Origin of the sequence: Halanaerobium sp. DL-01, assembly GCF_003338615.1 — a bacterium.
Classification (GTDB): Bacteria; Bacillota; Halanaerobiia; order Halanaerobiales; family Halanaerobiaceae; genus QPJE01.
The window spans coordinates 1-4,798 of the sequence record NZ_QPJN01000060.1; the positions used below are offsets into that span (position 1 = coordinate 1).

The 4,798-nt window shown below is 37.0% G+C and carries 5 protein-coding genes; all 5 read right to left on the reverse strand.

Going from position 1 to position 4,798, the window contains the following annotated elements; all coding sequences use genetic code 11:
* Positions 1 to 1,346, reverse strand: a 1,346-nt coding sequence (locus DER71_RS11575) for a heavy metal translocating P-type ATPase (RefSeq protein ID WP_114474671.1), incomplete at its 3' end; no start/stop codon positions are given.
* A gap of 26 nt (positions 1,347 to 1,372) precedes the next feature.
* On the reverse strand, positions 1,373 to 1,936 hold the full coding sequence (locus DER71_RS11580) for a DUF305 domain-containing protein (RefSeq protein WP_114474669.1): 564 nt from the start codon (positions 1,934 to 1,936) through the stop codon (positions 1,373 to 1,375).
* Positions 1,937 to 2,453: 517 nt separating this feature from the next.
* Positions 2,454 to 2,864 (reverse strand): DUF134 domain-containing protein, encoded by a 411-nt coding sequence (locus DER71_RS11585; protein WP_114457953.1) that lies wholly within the window; start codon positions 2,862 to 2,864, stop codon positions 2,454 to 2,456.
* Positions 2,865 to 3,071: 207 nt separating this feature from the next.
* Complete coding sequence (locus DER71_RS11590) at positions 3,072 to 4,418, reverse strand: FAD-dependent oxidoreductase (RefSeq protein ID WP_114457954.1); 1,347 nt, start codon at positions 4,416 to 4,418, stop codon at positions 3,072 to 3,074.
* Between the two features lie 13 nt (positions 4,419 to 4,431).
* The gene (locus DER71_RS12585; protein WP_114474670.1) at positions 4,432 to 4,776 is read right to left on the reverse strand and encodes an L-serine ammonia-lyase, iron-sulfur-dependent, subunit alpha; all 345 of its coding nucleotides are present in this window, start codon (positions 4,774 to 4,776) and stop codon (positions 4,432 to 4,434) included.
* Positions 4,777 to 4,798 lie beyond the last annotated feature (22 nt).

A 4,798-nucleotide genomic window follows, 5' to 3' on the forward strand; every position in this document is an offset into this window, starting at 1 on the left:
ATTTCAGTAAATGGTCCTTCTTTTAAAGCACTATCTGGTATTTCAATCTCGTTTTCTTTCAGATAACCTGGAGAAACTGCTTTGAAATCTCTGCCATCAATTTTTCCGATAACACCCTTACCTTTAATTATTTCAAAATCATCGACTTTAATTAGTTCTACTTCGTCTTCTTCTGCTCTTTTTACAATTCCAGCTGCAATTGGATGTTCTGATTCCTGTTCTAAAGAAGCTGCTTTTTGCAGAATATCCTGCTCATTATAATCATCTACAAATGTTTCTACTGCTTCAACTCCAAATTCTCCTTCAGTCAGAGTACCTGTTTTATCAAATAAAACAGTGTCTATTTTGCGTGAATTTTCAAAAGCAGTGCGGTTGCGGATTAAAAGTCCATTTTTAGCAGATAGGGTGGTAGAAACCGCAACTACCAGTGGGATCGCAAGTCCTAGAGCATGAGGACAGGTAATAACCATTACTGTTGCCATTCGTTCTATAGAAAAAGCTAAATCACCAGTAATAAAATACCAGCTAAAAAGTGTAATTGTCCCTGCACTAATAGCAATTAATGTCAGCCAGAAAGCAGCTCTATCAGCAAAATTCTGAGTTTTAGACTTGGCCGCCTGAGATTCTTTAACCAACTCTATTACCTGAGATAAATAACTTTCATCTCCAGCTTTTTCTATTCTAATTTTAATTGAGCTGTCACCATTAACCGAACCACCGATTACTTCTTCATCTTTTCCTCTTTCTACTGGTTCTGACTCACCTGTCAGCATTGATTCATCTATATAAGAATCTCCTTCATAAATCACACCATCAGCAGGAACCTTTTCTCCCGGTTTTACCAGAACTTGATCACCTTTTTTAAGCTCTTTTATTTTAATTTCTATAACTTCTCCATCAACAATTTTATGAGCCTGATCCGGCATCAGCTTAGCCAGTTCTTCTAAAGCGTTAGATGCACCCATAACTGATCTCATCTCAATCCAGTGGCCTAAGAGCATAATTACAATTAAAGTTGCCAGCTCCCAGAAGAAAAATCTACCTTCCAGACCAAAGACAACTGCTGAACTGTAAAAATAGGCAACAGAAATTGCCAGAGCAATTAAGGTCATCATCCCCGGCTGTTTATTACTGAATTCATCTTTTAAGCCTGATAAAAAAGGTCGACCACCATAAAAGAAAATTACTGTAGAAAGAATAAATAAAAGATATTTACTTCCTGCAAAGTCAAAACTATAGTTGAAAAAGTTCTGGATCATAGGTGAAAGAATTAAAATAGGTACTGTTATTACCAACGATATTTTAAAGCGTTTTTTAAAGTCTTCTAACATTTTTTGGTGATCCATTTTTTTACCCCCAGTATCTTCTTCTATTAATACCAATTATTAAGCCAGTTTCTCATCATAAATATCTCCTGACGCTGACTATCTCTGATATTTCTTGCAAGCAGATATACTTCCTGATGTTCATCCAAACCACGCACTATTAACTGCTGTGACATCATTACTGCACCCATATGATGAAAAATCATATCCTCAAGAAAATAAAAGTCAAGCTCTTCTCCAGTTAACCCTTCATAATTTCCCATCATTGGCTGGTATACATAATCATTTGTTCTATCTGGATACCATTTCTCTAAATATTTCTCCATTTCTTCAATTTCACTGGTCTGAACTTCTATAATATCTTCAGCAAATTCTCTCATTTCTTCTCGATTTGTATTATCTCTTAATATTTTTGCATTATAGACTGCTTCCTCATGATGAGGTATCATTTTTACTAAAAATTCATATTCACTGTCAACTGATTCCATCATGCCAGGTCCCATACCCATCATGCCGGAGCCAAACCCTGGACCTGGTTGAGCAAAAACATAATTGGCACCTGAAGCAATAATAGTTAAGATTATTAATGTAGCAATTAAATATTTTTTCATTTTATTGACCTCCTATTGTGTTATATTACTGTAATACTTAAAAGCAAAGTTCCGTAAAACCTCTTTATATACCCCTATTGGGTATCTTATTCATAGTATAACACTCAGGTTTAATTTTGTCAATAATATTATCCAGATAATTAAATTTCATCCTCAAGATTTTTATCGGCTTTAATATGTATCTACTTATCAAATTTTTTGTATTAAAAGTTTTTGAAAATGAAATAAGCAAAAAATAATCATATCTTTTATAATTATTGCTGCTGCAGCTGCTTCTTTTTTCTTTATTCAGGACGGCAGCAGGGTAACACAGATGAGGTAGGTACTGGAAACTGGGTAGGTACTGGAAGCAGAGGTAGATACTGAAATGGGTGAGGCAGCTCCGGACTTTTCACTACCAAATGAGAACCTCTCCACCTAAATCACAGATTTAGATGGAGTTTTCTTGACTGTTTTAGATAAAACAACAAGTGCCGTAAGCTATCAGCAGATGCTGGAACCTGCTGAACTGGATTAACTAATTTTCGTCCTCACAATCAGAACATAGATTATTTGTTTGACCATTTGCCTGACGTCCCCGCCTGTGTCTGCCGGACTGGCTTAATTTTTTTCCACATCTCCAGCAGTGTCCTGGTCGCATAAGCTTATAGTCTCCACCAGAAAAGTGCAGAGCCTTCCCACATGTCAGTGCTTCAGCAACTTTCTGCCTTGCTGAAGTTAAAACTCTCTGGAAAGTAGGACGGGATACGTTCATTTTTTCGGCTGCTTCCGCCTGAGTTAATCCTTCAACATCTTTTAAACGCAGAGATTCCACTTCTTCCATATTAAGTTCAACTATCTCCAGTTTATGGGCGGGAACACCGGCAGGTTTAAAAAACTTTACTTCTGGAAGCTGCTGTATCAATCTATCTTTGATTGGTCTAGCCATAATATTCACTCCTATTTAAACCAAATTTCTTTTATATTTATTATATCAGAAATATATTAAAACAACAAAAACCTGCCTTTCAAGGCAGGTTTTAAAATGAAAATCTTGACGCACTGCGGAGCAAGTCCGCAGCTTCTATTAAATAATAACCTCAAAGGAAGCTTTTCTGGTATTTTATATATTATTAACCAACAATCATTAAAGCTTTTAAAGTTTTTTCTCAGCAACCATTCCCAAAACTGCTGCAGAATCTTTGGGAGAAGAATATGGAGGTGCATAAGCAAGATCAATCTGAAATAGATCTTCAGCCTTTAATTCACTATAGATGGCTGTACTTAAAACATCTATCCTTTTATCAGAACCTTCACCACCAATTATTTCAGCCCCAAGAAGTCTTCTGCTTTTTTTATCGAAAACGCCCTTTATATTGAGCTTACTTACACCTGGATAATATCCGGCATGATTGCTATCTTTAATTTTAATAGTGAGAGGGTCAAAACCACTTTCTTTAGCCTCTTTTTCACTTAACCCGGTCGTTGCAGCAGTTAAGTCAAAAATCTTTGTTATTCCTGTTTTCTGTATACCTTTATGTTCATAATTTCCCCCTGCTGCATTTTCTCCAGCTACTCTTCCCTGCTTATTTGCAGTAGAACCTAGAGGTACCCAGACAGACTCCCCACTAACAATATCAGTTGATTCTGCACAGTCTCCAGCAGCATAAATATCCTTTATATTGGTTTCCATTCGATTATTTACTTTTATGGCACCTGTTTCTCCCAATTCTACACCGGATTTTTCGGCAAGTGTCACCTCAGGTTTAACGCCAATTGACAGAAGAACCATATCTGCTTTTATTTCTCGGCCGCTTTGAGTTATAACTTTTTCTACCTTTTGTCCACCTAAAAATTCTTTAACACCATCATTCAGAATTAATTCCACACCTTTTTTACGCAGATGTTCTTCCACAATTTCAGCCATTTCTCCACTAAATTGAGGCAAAACATTTGGCTGCATCTCTATTACTTTAACTTTAAGACCCAGTTTAGAAAATGATTCTGCCATCTCGAGACCTATCAGTCCTGCTCCTATAATAGCAACCTCTTTGATCTGATCTTTTTGCGCCGTTTTTTTGATTTCATCAGCACTGTCTACTGTGCGAAGTGTAAATATATTATCCAGATCTATACCGGGAATAGGAGGTTTTACAGGCCTTGCCCCTGTTGAAATAATCAGCTTATCATATCCGACAACACCCTCTTCTCCTGTATCTACATTTTTATAGTGAAGCATATTGATTATTGTATCTATTTCTGTAACTTCATGCTTAAGCCTCACATCGACATTATATTTTTCCTTAAAACTTTCAGCTGTATTTACAATAAGCTGTTCTCTCTCCGGAATTAAACCTGAAATATAATATGGAAGACCACATCCAGCATAAGAAATATCATTCCCTTTATCAAAAAGCACTATCTCTGCGTCAGGATCTACTCTTCTGGCCTTTGCAGCAGCACTAGTTCCAGCTGCAACACCTCCAACTACAGCAATTCGCATTTTTACTCCCCCTTTAATTTTCCACAAAATTGTTTTCTACAACTTTAAAAAGTGTATTGTTTACTGAATGCTCATCCGGATGAGAAATGGCTGCCAGGTTTTCAAAAGTTTTATCAAGTGAACGGCTGATAAATCCGGAAGGAAGATAACAGTCAACTCCATCCACCATCAGCTCAAAATGCCTTACAGCAAGTTCAGCAGCAGTTGCTGCCTTAAAAGCACAGCTACCTTTTGCACCATCACAGTAAACTCCACTGGTTTGACCCTCCTCGGGGCAAGCCCACGAGGATTCCTGCTTCTTAGAAGTGGTAACCCACCATCTCCACAGGCTTAAAATCCTGTTAGCCCAACAGTATATCCTCTAACTTGCCTTTTGTATT

What these genes read in the sequence shown, in the direction of transcription:
- DER71_RS11585 (WP_114457953.1), bottom strand. Translation starts at nt 2,864, where the DNA reads ATGGCTAGACCAATCAAAGATAGATTGATACAGCAGCTTCCAGAAGTA.
- DER71_RS11580 (WP_114474669.1), bottom strand. Translation starts at nt 1,936, where the DNA reads ATGAAAAAATATTTAATTGCTACATTAATAATCTTAACTATTATTGCT.
- DER71_RS11590 (WP_114457954.1), bottom strand. Translation starts at nt 4,418, where the DNA reads ATGCGAATTGCTGTAGTTGGAGGTGTTGCAGCTGGAACTAGTGCTGCT.